We start from the raw sequence: 17,960 nt of genomic DNA, 5'->3' as shown, positions 1-17,960 counted from the left end.
CCATCGCCAACGTCGCCGTCTACCAGGGCGCGACCGTTCCCGGCAGCACCCCCGGCCCGCTGACCTCCAACGTCAGCACCGCCAAGTGCGTGGACGAGAACGGCGCCAGCAACACACCCGGCGCCAACGTCCAGATGTGGGACTGCAACGGCGGAGCCGCCCAGCGCTGGACCGCCAACACCAACGGCACCATCACCCTGGCCAACGGCTTCTGCCTGGACGCCACCAACTCCGGCACCGGCAACGGCACACCCATCCAGGCCACCACCTGCTGGGGCAACGCCCAAACCAACAAGGCCCAGCAGTTCATCCCCCGGGCCGACGGATCGATCTACAACACCGGCTCCGGCCGATGCCTCGCGGACCCCGCCTCCGTCACCACCAACGGCACCCAGCTCATCCTCTGGGACTGCACCGGCGGACCCGAACAGAAGTGGACACTGACACCTAACAACGCCTGATCCCGATCCCACACGACGGTCCGCCGGCTCACCGGCGGACCGTCTCGGTTTGTCGGCGCCGAACGAACAGCGCGGGCTGTCCACCGTCCGGTGTGCAGCGCGGTGTGGCCCCGGAACCGGGAGCGGTTCCGGGGCCACGGTCGGGCCGGCTCTGGTCGGGGGGGCCTCAGCGGAAGCGGCGCAGCCGGAGGCTGTTGCCGACCACGAAGACCGAGGAGAAGGCCATCGCGGCCCCCGCGATCATCGGGTTGAGCATCCCGGCCGCCGCCAGCGGCAGGGCGGCGACGTTGTAGCCGAAGGCCCAGAACAGGTTGCTCTTGATGGTGCCGAGGGTCTTGCGGGAGAGCCGGATGGCGTCCGCCGCCGAGCGCAGGTCGCCGCGGACCAGGGTGAGGTCGCTTGCCTCGATCGCGGCGTCGGTGCCGGTGCCCATCGCCAGGCCCAGGTCGGCCTGGGCGAGCGCGGCCGCGTCGTTGACGCCGTCCCCGACCATCGCCACGACCTTGCCCTCGGCCTGGAGCCGCTTGACGGTGTCGACCTTGTCCTGCGGCATAACCTCGGCGATCACGTGCTCCGGCCGGATGCCGACCTCGGCCGCGACGGCCTCGGCGACCAGCCGGTTGTCGCCGGTCAGCAGCATCGGGGTCAGGCCCAGGGCGCGCAGTTCGGCGATGGCCTCGGCGCTGGTCGGCTTGACCGCGTCGGCGACCTCCAGCACGGCCCGCGCCTCGCCGTCCCAGCCGACCGCGATCGCCGTACGGCCGGTGGCCTCGGCGGTGCGCTTGGCCTCGGCCAGGCTCTCCGGCAGGTACTGCGACCACTCGTTGAGCAGCGCCTCCCGGCCGGCCACCACCGCGTGGCCGTCCACCACGCCCTGGACGCCCAGGCCCGGCACGTTCTCGAAGCCCTCGACGGCGGGCAGTTCACCGGCCTTGGCGGCGGCGGTGGCGATCGCCCGGGCGATCGGGTGCTCGGAGGCGTGCTCCAGGGCGCCCGCCAGGCGCAGTGCCTCGGCCTCGGTGACGCCCTCGGCGGTGTGCACGGCGAGCAGGGTCATCTGGCCGGTGGTGACGGTGCCGGTCTTGTCCAGGACGATGGTGTCGACCTTGCGGGTGGACTCCAGGACCTCCGGGCCCTTGATCAGCACGCCCAGCTGGGCGCCGCGGCCGGTGCCGACCAGCAGTGCGGTCGGGGTGGCCAGGCCCAGGGCGCACGGGCAGGCGATGATCAGGACGGCGACGGCGGCGGTGAAGGCGGCCGTCCAGCCCTCACCGGTGCCCAGCCAGTAGCCGAGGGTGGCCACCGCGAGGGTGATCACGATCGGCACGAAGACCGCGGAGATCCGGTCCGCGAGGCGCTGCGCGGCGGCCTTGCCGTTCTGCGCGTCCTCGACGAGCCTGGCCATCCGGGCGAGCTGGGTGTCCGCGCCGACCCGGGCCGCCTCGACGACCAGCCGGCCGCCGGCGTTGACGGTGGCGCCGGTGACGTTGTCGCCGATCCCGACCTCGACCGGCACCGACTCGCCGGTCAGCATCGAGGCGTCCACCGCCGAGGCGCCCTCGACCACCACGCCGTCGGTGGCGATCTTCTCCCCCGGCCGGACCACGAAGCGGTCGCCCACCGCGAGCTCGGCGATCGGAATGCGGACCTCGGCCCCTCCGCGCAGCACCGTCACGTCCTTGGCGCCCAGTTCCAGCAAGGCCTTGAGGGCGGCGCCGGCGGTGCGCTTGGAGCGGGCCTCGAAGTAGCGCCCGGCGAGGATGAAGGCGGTGACGCCGGCCGCCGCCTCCAGGTAGATGTTGGAGGCGCCGTCGCTGCGGGCGATGGTGAGTTCGAAGCCGTGCCGCATGCCCGGCATGCCGGCGTCGCCGAAGAACAGCGCCCACAGGGACCAGAGGAACGCGGCGCCGGTGCCGAGCGAGACCAGGGTGTCCATGGTGGCCGCGCCGTGCCGGGCGTTGGTGAACGCGGCCTTGTGGAACGGCCAGGCGGCGTAGGTGACCACGGGGGCGGCGAGGGTCAGCGACAGCCACTGCCAGTTGTCGAACTGGAGCGCCGGGACCATCGCCATCGCGATCACGGGGACGGCCAGCGCCAGCGCGGTGATCAGCCGCTGGCGCAGCGGGGCCAGTTCGTCGGCCGGCTCGGCCTGGCCGGCGGCCGGGCCTTCGGCGGCCGGGGGCTCGGGCAGCGCGGCGGTGTAGCCGGTGGCCTCGACGGTGGCGATCAGGTCGGCCACCTCGACCTCGCCCTCGAAGGTGACCTTCGCCTTCTCCGTGGCGTAGTTGACGCTGGCCGAGACGCCGTCCATCCGGTTGAGCTTCTTCTCGATGCGGGCCGCGCACGAGGCGCACGTCATTCCGCCGATCGAGAGTTCCACCTCCGTGGAGGCGGGTGCCTGCGTAGTCATCGTTGCTCCTCGTGACGTCGTCCCGCTTCGTCCTGACGGCCACGCCTTGATACCCAGAGGGGGTATCGGGCGGTGCCGGGTTCATTTATACCCCCGAGGGGTATCGAGGGCAAGCCCTGAGCGATACCCCCGACCGGTATGAGCCCACACGCGAAAGGTGCCGGGCGATCCCCGTGGGGATCGCCCGGCACCTCTCTGTCGTCCTCTTCGCCCTTGATCCGGTCAGTCCGCGGCCTTCGGGTGACCGGTGCCCGCGTAGGTGATCCAGGCGGTGCGGTTGGCGTCGTCGATCAAGTACCAGATGCGTCCGGCACCCGTCACCTCGTACTGCCAGCGCTCCAGGAACTCCCCTTGAAGGCGGCGGCACCGAGACCGCCCTTGAGCCGGTGTTGACGGTCAGGGTTGTCGGCCGCACGGGGATTGACACGGATCTTCTCGAAGGCCCTACGCAGGTTGCCCGCCGCCTGGCGGGCCAGGTGGCCCCAGCCTTCGGCCGCTTCGGAGTTGGCGAACCGCAGGTCGTACTCTTCGCCGATCGGAGGCGGCGCGGCCCGGTCGCCCCGCTTCGGGCTCACTCGGGCTCCTCGGGCCGGGGGACGGACCCGGGATCACCCTCGGGCTCGCGAGTGAGGACGGCGTACAGCGCGGGGTCGGCGTAGATCTCGGCGCTGTGCTTCCACTGGCCGAGCAGCAGCGCGATCGGGGCGAGATTGTCCAGTGCCACCGCGCCCCGTGCCGTGTCGACCAGCTCGGCGATCAGTGCGTCGATGTCCGCCTCGGGCAGGAAGGTGACCCACGGCAGGGCTTCGGGCAGCGCCTGGCGCAGGGCGGTGACGTTCTCGGTCCGCACCAGGCCCGCGAGCAGGCGGGATGTGAAGTCCACGACGGTGGCGTCGCGCTCCATCTGGTCGATGCGCATCAGGGCGAGGTCCCCTGCGTCGCGTCTGCGGAGCCGGAGCGCGCGGACGGCGTCCAGTCGGCGCGTGGTCGCGGCCGGGTGGTGAAGCAGTTCGCTGAACGGCACGTCCTCGTAGGCCACAGTCATGACATCCACAGTAGCTCGGATGTCAGCCCGGCAGGTGGGCGAATCGCAGTGGGGGAACCGCCCGTGAACGTCCTCACTGTCCGTGGTGGTCGTGCCCCGCGTGTGTCGGGGCGTCCGGGGTTCCGCCCATCATGCGGAGCATCGCGCGGCCGCCGGTGCGGAGGAAGCGGAACAGGAGGGCGGCGGCCAGGAGGAGGAAGGCGATGTTGAGCCAGGTGGTGTAGTTCCACTCCACGCCCGACATCGGGATCTCGGCCTGCCGCTGGTTCGGGACGAGGCCGAGGCCGCCGAAGACGAGCTCCACGAAGTAGCCGGCCAGGACCATCGCCGTGTAGAAGGTGCCGAGCAGGAAGAGGGCCATCCGGGCGCCGTAGTACTTCCGGTAGATGTTCAGGATCGGCAGGATCAGCAGGTCGGCGAAGATGAACGCGACCACCCCGCCGAAGCTGATGCCGCCCTTCCACAGCACCACCGCGAGGGGCACGTTGCCGATCGAGCAGACGAAGGACGCGATCGCCACCAGCGGCCCGATCAGCGGGCCCCACAGCTTGCCGGCCAGCGGGTGGTCGACGAAGAAGAAGGCCTGCCAGAAGGAGTCGGGCACCCAGGCGGCGATCGCGCCGGCGATCAGCAGGCCGAGGACCAGGTCCCTGAGGATGGCCGCCCACTCCATCACGAACACGTGCGAGACCGAGGTGACACCCTGCCGGGAGAGCAGCCGGCGGGCGAAGGAGCCCTCCCCCGCCACCGACATGTCCATCGCCGCGTGCCCCTCCATCGAGCCCGCGCGCCCGAACTCGGCCTGCTCGCGGGCCTCCCGGAGCAGCCGCTCGCGCAGGAGCAGCCGGAACAGCAGGGCGAGCAGCAGGATCATCACCGGCCCGCCGACGAACTCGGCCGCGGTGAACTGCCAGCCCAGGAGCAGGGCCAGGATGACGCCGAGTTCGACGACCAGGTTGGTCGAGGCGATCTCGAAGGCCATCGCCGCGGTGAAGTCCGCGCCCTTGCGGAACAGCGAGCGGGCCAGGGCGACAGCCGCGTAGGAGCAGGAGGACGAGGCCGCGCCGAGGAGGGAGGCGACGGCGAGGGTGCGCGGACGGTCGTCGCCGAGCAGCCGGACCACGGTGGACTTGTGGACCACGGCCTGGACGACGGCGGAGAGCAGGAAGCCGAGGATCAGGGCCCAGGTGATCTCCCAGGTCATCGATCCGGCGATGGACAGCGCGTGCAGGATCGCGTGCATGGTGGTCCGCCTTCCGCAGAGCGCGACTCCGGTGAGCGCCGGTCACGATATACCCGTACGGGGTATTCAGGAAGGTATTCGGGAACCCCGGCGCGCCGGGGCCTGGCCTCCGGCGCGCGCACCCGGTTCTTCTTCACATGCGAGCGGGGGCCGCGACCCAGTGCCGGCGGCCCCGCGAGGGGGGCGGGGGCGGCTTCACGCCGCCGTCGACGACGGCGGCTCGGCAGCGCGGGCAAGGGGTCTGACGTACAGTCAATTGACGGGCGGGCCGCATGGCGGGGTCGGCCGCGGCCGCGACTCGAAGCCTTCCCATTACCCTAGGGGGGTATGGTATGTTCGCAACTGAAGCGGCCGCCCGGACCACTCCGGGAGGCGCCCCGCACCGACGACAGGAGCACACCATGAGCGAGACCACCGTCACCATCGAGTCGTCCTCCACCGAGGGCTCCTCCTGCTGCGGCTCGTGCGGCACCGGCTCCGCCGAGGCCCCCGCCACCGCCTCCGCCCAGCGCGCGGTCTTCCACGTGACCGGCATGACCTGCGGCCACTGCATCTCCTCGGTGACCGCCGAGCTGAAGAAGGTCGGCGGCGTCACCGAGGTCGCGGTCGACCTGCGCAGCGGCAGGGTCACCGTCGACAGCACCGAGGCGCTCACCGACGCCGCCGTCGCCGCCGCGGTCGAGGAGGCCGGCGGCTACGTGCTGGCCGGGCGCATCGAGGCCTGAACAGCACCCGAACAGCCTTCGGCCCGGCCGCACTTCCGTGCGTCCGGGCCGACCGCTTCCACCGCGCCCCCCGGTAGAGTGAGAGCACTCCTCACCGCCCAGGAACCGGAGACGGCCATGGCCAGCTACAGCTCCCACAAGGACGACTTCCTCAAGCGGCTCCGTCGCATCGAGGGTCAGATCCGCGGCCTGCAGCGCATGGTCGAGCAGGACACCTACTGCATCGACGTCCTCACCCAGGTCTCCGCGGCCAGCCGCGCCCTCCAGTCCTTCGCGCTCCAACTCCTCGACGAGCACATCGAATGCTGCGTCCGCGACGCCATCGCCGAGGGCGGCCAGGAGGCCAACGCCAAGATCCGCGAGGCCAACCAGGCCATCGCCCGCCTCGTCCGCTCCTGACCCCCGCGGGGAGCACGGAGAGCACGCGGAGACGCGGAGGAGCGCGTACGGGGAGGGGGTACCCGGGGTACCCGGGGCATTCGGGGTATCCGGGGCATTCGGGGTATCCAGGGCATCCGCCATCCGCCCCCGCAACCCCGGGGCCGAGCAGGGGCGGGACTGACGGCCCGCGCCCGAGTGGGGGCGCGAAACGGGCGGACGAGGCGTTCGGGGGCGTACTATCGGGCCAGATCGGGAAAACCGCCCGAAGGGCCCAATTCCTTACGAAAATACGATAGTTGGATGCCAGTGCCCCGCCGGCCCGATACCCCCGAAGGGATCCATGTCCACCGCCGTGCCCGACACCGACGCCCCGCTCCCGCCGCTCCACCGGCTCCCCGTCACCCCCGCCCAGCCGCCGCACCCGACCACCCTCCCGGACGGCACCCCCGCCTGGCTGATCACCCGGTACCACGACGTCCGGCAGGTCCTCGGCGACCCCCGCCTCACCCGGGCCGACCTGCACGACGTCGGCACCGCGGGCGGCACCGCCGACGTCGCTGCCAACCCGGCCTCCCTGTTCAACCAGGACGGCGCGGCCCACCGCCGCCTGCGCGGCACCGTGCAGCGCGCCTTCACCCCGCGCGCGATCGCCGGCTGGCAGCCCTGGGTCGCGGCCGCCGTCCAGCAGTCCGTGGACGCGCTGCTCGCCGCCGGGCCGCCCGCCGACCTCGTCACCGCCTTCGCCCGGCCGGTGCCCTTCGCCGTCACCACCCGGCTGATGGGGCTCGACGGCGACGGGCCCGACCGCCTCGACGAGGACCGGCTGCGGCGCTGGACCCTCGCCCTGCTCGCCCAGGGCGGCGGCCCGGACCAGGACCACGGCCCGGCGCTCACCGAATTCCACGCCTTCACCGAGGAGTTGATCGAACACCGGCGCCGCGACCCGGGCGAGGACCTGGTCAGCCGGCTCGTCCGGGCCGCCGACCAGGACGGCGGCGTCCCCGAGGACGCGCTCGCCTTCCTGGTCCTCGGGCTCACCGCCAGCGGCAACGAGAGCGTCACCGGCGCCCTCGGCAACGCCCTGGTCTACCTCCTCGGCGAACGCGCCGACCACTGGCCCCGCCTCGCCGACCCCGGCGTCACCGAGCTCACCGCCGAACGGCTGCTCCACTTCATCCCGCTCGGCGACGACGAGGCCACCATCCGCCGCACCACCGCCCCGGTCGAACTCGGCGGCGTCACCATCCCGGCCGGCGCCGTCGTCGCCGTCAGCCTGGGCAGCGCCAACCGCGACCCGGAGGTCTACCCCGGAGGCATCGCCGCGGAACTCGACCGCCCGCTCGACTCCCCCACCCTCGCCTTCAGCGCGGGCCCCCACTACTGCATCGGCGCCTGGCGCGTCCGCCTCGAAATGCGCGAGTCCCTCCACCGGCTCGCCACCGCCCTGCCGGGCCTGCGCCTCACCACCCCTGTCGAGGAGCTGAGTTGGCAGCTGGGGACCACCACCCGCAGTCCGGCGGCCATCCCGGTCACCTGGTGAGCCCCGCCCCCTCCCGGCGGCTCAGCCCCACAGTCCCTCGCCCAGCACCCCGCCCTCCCCCACCCCCGGCAGCACGTACACCACCGCCGAAGCCGTGTGCCGCAGAAAGGGGTTGAGCGCGTCCTTCGCCACCAGGCGGTTCTGCACCCGGGTGAACCGGGCCGGGTCGCGCATGAAGGCGCAGAACAGCAGCCCCCGGTCGTCAGGCCCGTCGTCGTAGCTGTAGCCGCGGCGCAGCATCCGGGCGCCGCCGTCGAGGCGGGGGCTGCTGAGGCGGACGTGGGCGCCGGCGGGGATGACGTAGGAGCCGTCGGGGTTCTTGGCGTAGATGTCGGGGTCGTCGTGTTCGGCGGTGCCGGTCAGCGGGGTGCCGTCGGTGATGCGCCGGCCCATGGCCAGGTCGCGCTGGTCCTCCGGGAGGGCGGCGAAGGCGCCGGTGTCCATCCGGATGCGGCGGTACACCAGGACGGTGCCGTGTTCGTGCGGCCCCGGCGGGCCCCAGACCCACTGCCGGGCGGCCTCCTCGTCGGGGTTGGCGGTGCCGTCCTTGTAGCCGAACAGGTTGCGCGGCGTGCTGCCCGAGGGTGTCCGCGGCAGGAAGCCGGACTGCGTCCACCGCACGCTCGCGCCCGCCGATCGGGCGGCGGCGCCGGCGAGTTCGGCGACGACCGTCAGCGGCCACCGGTCGGCGGCGCACAGCTGGACCAGCAGGTCCCCGCCGCCGCGCGCCGGGTCGAGGCGGTCGCCCGGGAATTCGGGCAGTTCGGCCAGTTCTGGCGGGACGTTCAGCCCCAGTCGCGCGGCGAGCCCCGGCCCGACCCCCACCAGGCTGCTGAGCCTCGCCGGCTCCCCGCCCTGCAACCGGTGGTCCGCCGAGGTCCCGCCCGCCGCCTCGGCGAGCACCCGGGTCAACTCCCCCAGCAGGGACCGCAGGGCGCTCCGCCCGTCCGAGGTGGCGGCGGGCGCCAGGTCGTAGGCGAGCAGCAGGGTGGCGGGCTGCTGAGGGGCCGTCACCCCGGCCTGCCGGTCCCCGTGGAACGGCACCGCGGGCGCGGAGTCGACCGGTGGGGGCGCGGAGGCGGGCCGCCCGCGCCCCAGTGCCACCGCCCCCGCCCCGAACCCGGCGGCCAGCACCGCGCCGCCGCCCGCGATCAGGGCCCGCCGATCCACTCCGCGCACGGCGGATCGCGGCCGCTCCTGCGCCTTTCCGGTTTCGGGATGCATGAGCGTCATTGGAGACGATAGAACACCCGTTATGCAACTTTTGACTGTCCGTCACCTCGGCTCCCCCACACCTCCGGTACGGGGGAGGCACCGGAGGGCCACCCTCCCCGCACTGCTCATCGCCGCCGCGCTCGCCCTCTCCGGCTGTTCCTCCGGCACCGGTTCCTCCTCCTCCTCCGACGCCCACCACCCGGACGGCACCGTCGTCAAGGTCCCGCAGGACTTCCCGACCATCCAGAAGGCCGTGGACGTCGCCCGGGAGGGCGACACCGTCCTGGTCTCCCCCGGCACGTACCGGGAGAGCGTCCGCATCACCAAGCCCCGCATCGTGCTGCGCGGCAGCGACCGCAACACCGTGGTCCTGGACGGCGGCGTCCGGCTGGTGAACGGGATCACCGTCACCGGCCCGGGCTCGGTGGTCGAGAACCTCACCGTCCACGGCTACCTCGCCAACGGTGTGCTGTTCACCGGCGTCACCGACGAGCAGCTCCAGCAGCACGGCGCCGGCGGCTCCGCCTACGACCCGCTGGACACCACCCGCTTCCCCGCCGTCGAGGGCTTCCGCGCCACCCGCGTCACCTCGTACGACAACGGCCTGTACGGCATCTACGCCTTCGACGCGCGCTCCGGTGTCATCGAGGAGTCCTACGCCTCCGGCCAGGCCGACTCGGGCATCTACGTCGGCCAGTGCAAGCCCTGCGACACCCTCGTCCGGGGCAACACCGTCGAGCGCAACGCCGTCGGCATCGAGCTCACCAACGCCTCCGACGGGCTCAACATCCTCGGCAACCGGGTCGTCGGCAACCGGGTCGGCGTCACCGTCAACTCCAACGACCTCGAATCCCTCGCCCCGCAGCACGGCGCGGTGATCGCCGGCAACGCGGTCACCGACAACAACGCCGCCGACACCCCCCAGCAGGCCGACGGCGGCTTCGGCATCGGCATCGGCATCGGCGGCGGCACCGCGAACCTCGTCCAGCGCAACCTCGTCCAGGGCAACCGCGCGGTCGGCGTCATCATCACCGACCCGCCCGGCCACCCGGCGAGCGGCAACCGGATCGAGGGCAACCGGGCCCAGGGCAACGGCGTCGACCTCGCCCTCGCCTCCGTCGACCCCGGCAACTGCTTCGCCGGCAACCAGCCCGCCACCCAGAGCCCGGACGGCCTGGAGTCCCTGGCCGCCTGCGGCACCCAGGGCCGCACCGCCCCACCCGCCGGCCGCCCGGCCCCGGTCCAGGCACCGCCCGGCATCCCCTTCAGCCAGGTGGCGGCCCCGCCCGCGCAGCCGTCCCTGCCGGACCCGAACGCGCCCGGTCGCCCGGCGACCGGCCTGCCGGGAGCCGTCGACCCCAACGCCTACCCGCTGCCCGAGAGCGCGGACGCGCTGCTCAGGCAATAGAGCGGCTCAGGCAGTGAAGCGGCTCAGGCAGTGACACGGCGGCCGGGCCCGTGGCCGTCGAACTCGCCACGGGCCCGGCCGGGTTCCGCCCTGGCCGTGCTCGCCCCGCGTCAGTGCTTACACGCGCAGCCGCACGCGCAGTGACACCCACAGTGCCGGAAACCGAAGTCGAGGGTGTGGTCGTTCTCGCCCGGTCCGCCGGTGGTCAGCGCCCGCTCGGGGTACTTCCCGCCCTGCGGGCGGATGCCCTTGGAGTTGACGAACGGGTTGTCACCGACGTCGTGCCGGGTGGGCACCCACTTGAAGAGCGGGCCGCCCTCGGCGTAGTCGGCGGCGTTGTCCAGCCGGATCGTGTACGCGGTGTGCGGCTTGAGGCCGCCGTCCACGTTGGAGTCGTCGAAGTAGTACTCGCCGCGCGCCGTCGTCGTCGCCGTTCCGACGAGAGTCCCCGACGCGTCGTACAGGTGGACGGTGACGCCCACCACGGGGCTCTGGCCCGGCCGCTGGACGCCCGAGCGCTCGGGGTCGTACCAGACCCGGTTGCCGATCTGCAGCGGCGCCCGGTCGCAGAGCACCTCCAGGTCGCCCATCGAGGCGCCCTTGCCGAACGGCGCGGGCGTCCCCGGCGGGTTGAGCCGCAGGCCGAACTGCGGGTCCGGCTGGCCGTTCGCCCGCTGGAGGAACGACGTGCCGTAGCCGAAGGCGGTGTGGTTGGGGTCGAAGGCCGAGGTCGCGATGGTGCTCTCGACCTTGGAGAGCGCGATGCCCGCGAACGCCGTGTTGTGGTGGCCTCCCCAGGCGGGGTCGAAGAACCGGGTGCCCCGGGGCGAGAGCCCGCAGCCGTTGTTGGTGTCCATCACGTACGTGCCGTTGGAGGGGCAGGCCTTGTTGAGGTCGCCGCCCGACATCACGTTGGAGACGGAGGTCGGCGAGGGAACGGTCGACGCGCGGTCGTCGAAGCGGTCGCGGAAGGACAGCAGCATCGAGCCGTCCGTCTCGAACCCGACCTCGCCCAGCTCCGGTTCGGGGTTGGCGATGGTCTCGGTGCCGCACGGGCGGCCGTCCTGCGACGCCGGGTAGGTGCTGGTCCACGGCCACCAGCCGGCGCCGTCGCACGGACCGCCGCCGACGGTGGACTGGCGCGGGTAGTCCAGCGGCTGGTTCAGCACCGCCGCCCCGAACGCGCCGGTGGCGAGGTCGAAGGGCAGCACGACCGCCCGCAGGTCCGACTTCAGGCCGGTGGACTCGCCGGAGCAGACGCCGCCGAGGTAGCCGGTGCCGTCCTGGAGGCCCAGTCCGAAGGGACGCCAGTCCCCGGCCGCCGGGCAGCCCGGATCCGGGATCGGGTAGACCGCCGTCGGCGCCGAGGCCGTCGGCGCGGTCGCGTCGTAGCGGTACAGCTGACGGTCGTTGAGGTTGACGACGAACAGGTCCCGGCCGTCCTCGGTGATCTTGATGCCGCCCAGGCTCTCCTTGCCGGGCACGTCGAGGAAGCCGTCGTCGACGCCGCCGGCGTGGACCGTGGCACCGGCGTTCGGCACGGTGGTGAACAGCGTGGTCGTCTTCTGCGCGGGGTCCGTGACGTAGACGGCGCCGGCGCCACCCGGACCGTAGACCGTGGCCCGCTTGGCCATCGCCGAGGAGAACACCCGCTTGTCGGCCTTGTTCCACGCGATGCCGAACTGCGTGCCCGTCTGCGCGTTGGTGGCGAGGTTCGTGACGTTCACGTCCACGCCGTCCTGGCCGCGCGCGCTGTACGGGAACGACACCAGCGTGCGCTGCGCCCCGCCCTCCAGTGCGGTGGGCTGGCAGGTCGCCACCAGCGGAGCGTTCTTCTGGCAGTAGTCGCCCGGGTACCACAGGCCGGTGGTGTACGAGACGTTCCTGCCGCCGGACAGGTCGACGAACTCCTCGTTGGAGCTCAACTGGTTGGGCGCGCCGTCCAGCCCCTGCCGCGAGGCGAACGCCGGGAACAGCACTCCGGGCTGCGGATTCACCACCTGCACCCGGTACTTACCGCCGGTGAGGTCGCTCGACGCCGGGGCCAGCGCCACCGTCCCGTCAGCCCCCGTGACGCCCTCGATGCCGACGCCGGCGTCATCGGTGAGCGTCACCGTCACGCCCGCGATCCCCGGCTCCAGGGCGGGCGTCCACACGCCCGAGGAGTCCACCGCCCGGATCACCCGGACCGTCACCGTCCCGTCCCCCGCCTGCGGGAACGCCGGCGGCGCCGTCAACAGCCCACCGCCGACCAGCGCGACGGCGAGCGCCACGACCCGCACGATGCCCCTCCTCGTTCTTCTCTTCCCCACCTGACCTCACTCTCATGACCTGTGGGCATATGCCCGATTCCAGCAGGACCTCCAGAAGAGCGGCTTTGGGGCGCTTACGTCCCCGCTCCCCGGGCGCGTTCACCGGTGCGAGTGACGGACACGGGGCGGGAAATCGCGTCAAGTTCGAACATCGCCACACGAGTTCGCATACCACCGCGGGAAGTGCGACGCCCGGGGCGGGCGGCGGGGCGGGCGCGGTGAACAACGTGCCTTTGGGGCATGATCCGTGTGGATCGATCGCCGACCGAGGAGCCCTCGATGAACCGCCTCGCTCGTACCGCCGCCCTGGCGACCCTGGCCCTGCTCGCCACCACGGGCTGCGCCGCCACACCCGCCGACGCCCAGACCCACCCGGCGAGGACGCCCGCCACCGCCGCGCCCGCCCCGAGCGGAGCCGCCGCCTGGACCGGACAGTTCCGCGACTACGGCACCCCGCAGTGGAAGAAGGCCTGGGGCGTGGCCGACCAGGGTGCCTGGGGCGGCTCCGACTTCGCCGTCGTCAACGACCCCACCGCACCCGGCGGCGGCACGGCGCTCCAGGTGACGTACGGCGCCGGCTCCTCCGCCAACACCTGCACCGACTGCCCCAACCCCGGTGGCGGCCAGTTCTACACCGACCTGAACGGCCTCGGCCTCTCCGCCCTCGCCAAGGGCTCCGCCCTGGACCTCAAGTACGCCCTCAAGTTCCCCACCGGCCGCGACTGGGGCAAGGCCGGCAAGCTGCCCGGCCTGTACGGCGGGAAGATCGGCGAGGAGTCCGGCGGCAACCACGGCGCCGGCTGGTCCACCCGCTACATGTGGCGTGCCGCCAACGGCAGCCCGGACAACGGCGAGGTGTACCTGTACACCCCGACCAACTCCGGCCCCACCGGCTACGGCGTGGACGAGGGCCTGGGCGACTGGCGCTTCCAGGCCGACGGCCGCTGGCACACCATCGAGCAGTTGGTGAACCGCACGACCGGCGACATCACCGTCTGGTACGACGGCCGCCAGGTGCACTCCGCCCACGGCACCGCCTCCGGCATCGGCTCGATCCCCTTCAGCGGCGTGCTGTTCTCCACCTTCTACGGCGGCCACGACACCAGTTGGGGCCCGGCCACCACCCAGCACGCCTACTTCGCCGACTTCTCGCTCTCCACCGGCGTCCAGCACTGATGAACGGTCTGACCGGCGAACTCGTCCTGGGCTGCGTCGTCCTGCTGGGCGCCGCCGTCCAGCGGCTCGCCGGCATCGGCTTCGCCCTCGTCGCGGCGCCCGTCCTGGTGCTGATGCTCGGCCCGCACAGCGGGGTGTCGCTGTCCAACCTCGCCGCCGGGGCGATCAGCGCCGTGGGGCTGGCCGGGAGTTGGCGGCAGGTCCGTCCGGCGACGATGCTGCCGCTGCTGCTCGCCGCCGTCTGCACCGTCCCGGCCGGGGCCTGGGTCGCGGCCGAGGTGCCGACGCCGGTGCTGCTGATCGGCATCGGCCTGCTGGTCAGCGCGGCCGCGCTGCTGGTGATCCGGGGGGCGCGGGCCACCGCGCTGCGCGGGGTCGGCGGGGCGCTGGTCGCGGGCGCCACCAGCGGTTTCATGAACTCGGCCGCCGGGGTGGGAGGTCCGGCGGTCTCGCTGTACGCTCTCAACTCCGGTTGGACGGCACGGGAGTTCGTGCCCAACGCCCAGTTGTACGGCGCGGTGGTGAACGTCTTCTCGCTGGCGGCCAAGGGCCTGCCCGAGCTGAGCCGGCCCGCCTGGGGCCTGGTGGCGGTGGCGCTCGCGGGCGGCACGGTGATCGGCGCGCTGCTGACCACGCGGGTGCCGGAGCGCCGGGCCCGGGTGGTGGTGCTGGGGCTGGCCCTGGCGGGCGGTCTGACCACTCTTGTCAAGGGGTTTTCCGGACTCGGATAGCCCCGGACAGCCCGGGCAGTTGGGGCAGTTGGGATTACTCGGACAGTCCTCCGACCGCCCTCCGCGGACATGTCATACTGCCTCGGTGACATCAGCTGACCTGGCCACGCCACCTCGCCGCAGCCGCCCTCAACTCGGCCGGAAGTTCGCCATGTTGTGGTCGGCCTCGGCGATCTCCTCGGTCGGCGACGGCATGCGGGACTCGGCCCTGCCGCTGCTCGCCGTGGCCGTCTCGGACTCGCCCGGCGCGGTCTCGGTGGTCTCGGTCGCGGCCTCGCTGCCCTTCCTGCTGATGTCCCTGTACGGCGGTGTGCTCGCCGACCGCGCCGACCGGCGGCGGCTGATGTGGACGATCGACTCGCTGCGCGCCGTCGTCGTCCTGGGCTTCGCCGCCTGGGTCTACCTGGCCGATCCTCCACTGGCCGTACTGGCCGCACTCGCCTTCGTCCTCGGCTGCGGCGAGACGGTCTTCTCCAACGCCGCCACCTCGGTGATCCCCGAGGTGGTCCGCCCCGACCAGCTCGACGCCGCCAATGGCCGGATGCAGGGCAACATGCTGGTGGGCGGCAACCTCGTCGGCCCGCTGCTCGGCTCGGCGCTGTTCGCGGTGGCGGCCGGCCTGCCCTTCACGGTGGACGGCGTGTCCTTCGCGCTCGCCGCCCTGCTGGTCGCCGCGACCGGCCGCTCCACCACCCGCCCGAGCCGCACCTCGCGCCCGGTCCTCACCGAGATCCGCGAGGGCGTGACCTGGCTCTACCACCACCGCGACGTCCGGATGCTCGCGGTGCTGTCCACCCTGGGCGCGCTGGCCGCCTTCATGGGCACCACCATGATGGTGCTGATGGTCACCAGGGTCGTGCACGCCCCCGCCGCCTCGTACGGCATCGTGCTGGCGGCGGGCGCCATCGGCGGCACCGCCGCGAGCACCCTGGCCGGCCGGCTCAGCCGGCTGATGAGCCGGGGCGCCCGGATCGCCATGGCCTTCCTGCTGATGGGCGTCTCGCTGATCCTGATGGGGATGAGCACCTCGGTGGCCGAGATCGCCGCGCTCTACGGCGTGATCGGCTTCGGCATCGTCACCTGGAACGTGCAGGCGATCTCGCTGCGCCAGCAGGCCGTGCCGAAGGAGCTGCTCGGCCGGGTCAACAGCTGCTACATGCTGCTGTCCCGGCTCGGCATCATGGCCGGCGCGGCCCTCAGCGGCTGGATCGCCTCGGCCGCCGGCATCCGCACCCCGCTGTTCCTCGGCGGCTGCCTCCTGCTCGTCCTGCTGGTCGCCGTCCTGCTCCTGCTCCCGCGGATGTCCGCCCTGGAGCCGAGCCCGTCGCCCGGGTCCGCCGGGCAGCCGACTGACGAACCGGCCGGGCACCAGGCCGACTGAGCCGCACGGCGGCGGCCGTGCTCGGGTGCGCACCTGAGCACGGCTCCCCGGGCCTACGATGGCCGGATGAGCACCGGCACGGATCTGGCAGATGCACACCGCTCGCAGCAGCGGGCCGAGGCGCGGCTGGACGCCGCCGCCTCCGTCCTGGCGCTGCTGGCCGACCGGACCCGGCTCGCACTGATGGAGCGGCTCGGCCGGGGCGAGGCGGACGTGACCACGCTGACCGAGGCCACCGGCGCCGCCCGCCCCTCCGTCAGCCAGCACCTGGCGAAGCTGCGGCTCGCGGGGCTGGTCACCACCCGCAAGGACGGGCGCCGCGTGGTCTACTCGCTGCGGCACGGCCACCTGCGCCGGCTCGTGGACGAGGCGCTGAACGTCGCCGACCACCAGATCGCGCACCTGCCGCCGCACGACTGACCCGGGCCCAGGCCCCGTTCCACCCTCCGGAGACGGTTCCGCGACGGTTCGGAGACGGTTCGGAGCCAACAGGTGCATACGTACGCACGCATTAACTATGATGGACCCATCACCCCCGCCGACGCCCCGGGACGGGACCCACATGCTGACCGTGCTGCGCGACCGCACCTATCGCCACCTCTTCACCGCCCAGGTCGTCGCCCTGGTCGGCACCGGCCTGGCCACGGTGGCGCTGTCCCTGCTGGCGTACTCGATCGCCGGGAGCAACGCCTCGGCGGTGCTCGGCACCGCACTGGCGATCAAGATGGTCGCCTACGTGACCATCGCGCCGCTCGCCGGAGCCCTCGCCGGGCGGATCCCCCGGCGGGCGCTGATGGTCTCGATGGACCTCACCCGCGCCGGGGTCGCCCTCACCCTGCCGTTCGTGGACCGGGTGTGGCAGGTCTACGTCCTGATCTTCCTGCTCCAGGCCGCCTCCGCCGCCTTCACCCCGACCTTCCAGGCCACCATCCCCGACGTGCTGCCCGCCGAACGCGACTACACCAACGCGCTGTCGCTGTCCCGGCTCGCCTACGACCTGGAGTCGCTGTTCAGCCCGGCGCTCGCCGCGCTGCTGCTGTCGGTGGTCACGTACAACTGGCTGTTCGCCGGGACGACCCTGGGCTTCCTCGCCTCCGCCACCCTGGTCGTCTCCGCCGCGCTGCCCAAGCCCGCCCCCGTCGAGGCCGGGCACGACGGCGCGATCCGCCGGCGGGCCGCCTTCGGCTCCCGGCTGTTCCGGGCGACCCCGCGGCTACGGGCTCTGCTGGCGCTGGACCTCGTGGTCGCGGCCTCGGGCGCGATCGTCTTCGTCAACACCGTCAACGTCGTCCGCGACCACTTCCACCGCCCGGCCGGGGCCGTCTCCCTCGCCCTCGGCGCGTACGGCGCCGGCTCGATGCTCGCCGCGCTGCTGCTGCCCCGGCTGCTCGCCCGGGTCGGCGACCGGACGGTGATGCTGGCCGCGGCCTTCGCCCTGCCCGGTGTCCTCACCGCCGTCACCGTGATCACCGCCGCCCCCGCCGGAACCGGCACCTGGCTCGCCCTGCTCGCCGCCTGGGCCCTGGTGGGCGCCGGCGGCTCGGCCGTGCTCACCCCCGGAGGCCGGGTCGTCCGCCGCTCCGCCTCCGACGCCGACCTCCCCGCCGCCTTCGCCGCGCAGTTCTCCCTCTCGCACGGCTGCTGGTTGCTCACCTACCCCCTGGCCGGCTGGCTCGCCGCCGGTGCCGGACTGCCCGCCACGGCCGTGGTGCTCGGCGCGGTCGCCCTCGCCGCCGCCGCGGGCGCCGCCGCGCTCTGGCCCGCCCGGGATCCGGACAGCCTCAGCCACCTGCACACCGACCTGCCGGCCGGCCACCCCCACCTCGCCGGAGCCCGCCCCGCCCCCGGCGGCGCCTGGCGGCACGGCCACCACTACGTCATCGACCGCGACCACCCCACCTGGCCCCGGCCACGCGCCATCGGCTGAGCCGC

General features: G+C 73.1%; 16 protein-coding genes. 10 read left to right on the top strand and 6 right to left on the bottom strand.

Annotated elements, in window-relative coordinates; genetic code table 11:
* Positions 1–461: RICIN domain-containing protein (locus RZ50_RS18740; protein ID WP_217680609.1), on the top strand; the 461-nt coding region annotated here is incomplete at its 5' end.
* Positions 462–627: 166 nt separating this feature from the next.
* Here RZ50_RS18740 and RZ50_RS18735 read toward each other — a convergent pair.
* The 4 genes from RZ50_RS18735 to RZ50_RS18720 all read right to left on the bottom strand — a co-directional run bounded on the left by RZ50_RS18735 (position 628) and on the right by RZ50_RS18720 (position 5,159).
* Positions 628–2,871, bottom strand: a complete 2,244-nt coding sequence (locus RZ50_RS18735; protein ID WP_196950438.1) for a cation-translocating P-type ATPase — start codon at positions 2,869–2,871, stop codon at positions 628–630.
* A gap of 317 nt (positions 2,872–3,188) precedes the next feature.
* Positions 3,189–3,446 carry a hypothetical protein gene (locus RZ50_RS18730; RefSeq protein ID WP_254802535.1) on the bottom strand — a complete coding sequence of 86 codons (258 nt, stop codon included), beginning with the start codon at positions 3,444–3,446 and terminating at the stop codon, positions 3,189–3,191.
* Positions 3,443–3,916 (bottom strand): hypothetical protein, encoded by a 474-nt coding sequence (locus tag RZ50_RS18725; RefSeq protein ID WP_254802534.1) that lies wholly within the window; start codon positions 3,914–3,916, stop codon positions 3,443–3,445. The genes RZ50_RS18730 and RZ50_RS18725 overlap by 4 nt, the downstream gene beginning before the upstream one ends.
* 73 nt (positions 3,917–3,989) lie before the next feature.
* The gene (locus RZ50_RS18720) at positions 3,990–5,159 is read right to left on the bottom strand and encodes a permease (protein ID WP_196950440.1); all 1,170 of its coding nucleotides are present in this window, start codon (positions 5,157–5,159) and stop codon (positions 3,990–3,992) included.
* A gap of 401 nt (positions 5,160–5,560) precedes the next feature.
* On the opposite strand from RZ50_RS18720, the gene RZ50_RS18715 reads away from it, so the two are divergent.
* The 3 genes from RZ50_RS18715 to RZ50_RS18705 all read left to right on the top strand — a co-directional run bounded on the left by RZ50_RS18715 (position 5,561) and on the right by RZ50_RS18705 (position 7,805).
* A complete protein-coding gene (locus RZ50_RS18715) occupies positions 5,561–5,884 on the top strand; it encodes a heavy-metal-associated domain-containing protein (RefSeq protein ID WP_196950441.1) in 324 nt (107 codons plus the stop codon).
* Between the two features lie 117 nt (positions 5,885–6,001).
* Positions 6,002–6,283 (top strand): metal-sensitive transcriptional regulator, encoded by a 282-nt coding sequence (locus tag RZ50_RS18710; RefSeq protein WP_196950442.1) that lies wholly within the window; start codon positions 6,002–6,004, stop codon positions 6,281–6,283.
* A 322-nt stretch (positions 6,284–6,605) separates the two neighbouring features.
* The gene (locus tag RZ50_RS18705) at positions 6,606–7,805 is read left to right on the top strand and encodes a cytochrome P450 (protein ID WP_196950443.1); all 1,200 of its coding nucleotides are present in this window, start codon (positions 6,606–6,608) and stop codon (positions 7,803–7,805) included.
* A gap of 21 nt (positions 7,806–7,826) precedes the next feature.
* Here RZ50_RS18705 and RZ50_RS18700 read toward each other — a convergent pair whose 3' ends face one another.
* A complete protein-coding gene (locus RZ50_RS18700) occupies positions 7,827–9,029 on the bottom strand; it encodes a Dyp-type peroxidase (RefSeq protein ID WP_254802533.1) in 1,203 nt (400 codons plus the stop codon).
* Between the two features lie 31 nt (positions 9,030–9,060).
* Here RZ50_RS18700 and RZ50_RS18695 point away from each other — a divergent pair, with 31 nt between their 5' ends.
* Positions 9,061–10,428: a nitrous oxide reductase family maturation protein NosD gene (locus RZ50_RS18695; RefSeq protein WP_196950444.1), complete on the top strand. Its 1,368-nt coding sequence runs from the start codon at positions 9,061–9,063 to the stop codon at positions 10,426–10,428.
* 110 nt (positions 10,429–10,538) lie between these two features.
* Here RZ50_RS18695 and RZ50_RS30175 read toward each other — a convergent pair whose 3' ends face one another.
* Complete coding sequence (locus RZ50_RS30175; protein WP_308271761.1) at positions 10,539–12,710, bottom strand: SdrD B-like domain-containing protein; 2,172 nt, start codon at positions 12,708–12,710, stop codon at positions 10,539–10,541.
* A 309-nt stretch (positions 12,711–13,019) separates the two neighbouring features.
* On the opposite strand from RZ50_RS30175, the gene RZ50_RS18685 reads away from it, so the two are divergent.
* From RZ50_RS18685 to RZ50_RS18665, 5 genes are all read left to right on the top strand, one after another.
* Positions 13,020–13,916, top strand: coding sequence for a polysaccharide lyase (locus RZ50_RS18685; RefSeq protein WP_196950446.1), 897 nt, complete (start codon positions 13,020–13,022; stop codon positions 13,914–13,916).
* On the top strand, positions 13,916–14,647 hold the full coding sequence (locus tag RZ50_RS18680) for a sulfite exporter TauE/SafE family protein (protein WP_196950447.1): 732 nt from the start codon (positions 13,916–13,918) through the stop codon (positions 14,645–14,647). Before RZ50_RS18685 ends, RZ50_RS18680 begins: the two co-directional genes overlap by 1 nt.
* Before the next feature lie 85 nt (positions 14,648–14,732).
* Positions 14,733–16,028 carry an MFS transporter gene (locus RZ50_RS18675; RefSeq protein ID WP_196950448.1) on the top strand — a complete coding sequence of 432 codons (1,296 nt, stop codon included), beginning with the start codon at positions 14,733–14,735 and terminating at the stop codon, positions 16,026–16,028.
* 66 nt (positions 16,029–16,094) lie between these two features.
* Positions 16,095–16,448: a metalloregulator ArsR/SmtB family transcription factor gene (locus RZ50_RS18670; RefSeq protein WP_196950449.1), complete on the top strand. Its 354-nt coding sequence runs from the start codon at positions 16,095–16,097 to the stop codon at positions 16,446–16,448.
* Between the two features lie 142 nt (positions 16,449–16,590).
* Positions 16,591–17,955: an MFS transporter gene (locus RZ50_RS18665; protein ID WP_196950450.1), complete on the top strand. Its 1,365-nt coding sequence runs from the start codon at positions 16,591–16,593 to the stop codon at positions 17,953–17,955.
* The last annotated feature ends 5 nt before the right edge of the window (positions 17,956–17,960 follow it).

The organism is Kitasatospora sp. SUK 42 (assembly GCF_015776785.2).
Taxonomy (GTDB): Bacteria; Actinomycetota; Actinomycetes; order Streptomycetales; family Streptomycetaceae; genus Kitasatospora.
Note: the sequence above shows the minus strand (reverse complement) of the source record. Positions and strands in the feature narration are given on the sequence as shown.